Source organism: Psychroserpens mesophilus (assembly GCF_050617655.1).
Taxonomy (GTDB): Bacteria; Bacteroidota; Bacteroidia; order Flavobacteriales; family Flavobacteriaceae; genus Psychroserpens; species Psychroserpens mesophilus_A.
In genome coordinates this window covers 1-249 of sequence record NZ_JBODQC010000360.1, presented here as the reverse complement: position 1 = coordinate 249, position 249 = coordinate 1, and the positions used below count along the sequence as shown (strand labels likewise).

Sequence of the window (249 nt, the reverse complement as noted above, 5' to 3'; positions counted from 1 at the left end):
AACCAGAGAAAGTACAATCGGAAGCGAAGAAAACTCGAACAGGAGCTGCAACGGGAACAGGCGGTCCATCTCGCGCGGTTGGAAAAGGAGAAAATGTCCCGGGAGATCAAGCTGAAGCAAAAAGAACTGGCCAGAAGCACCATGGACCTGGCCCGGAATAATGAAATGATCCTCGAGCTCAAGAATATGCTTATGGCCAATAAGGAGTCCTTTGGCAATCGCCCCGGGTACCGGAAGGTTATCAAGAAG

The 249-nt window shown here is 50.6% G+C and carries 1 protein-coding gene; it reads left to right on the top strand.

Annotated elements, in window-relative coordinates:
- On the top strand, window positions 1-249 hold a 249-nt coding region (locus ACRHNM_RS17590; protein ID WP_431137939.1), incomplete at both ends, for a hypothetical protein.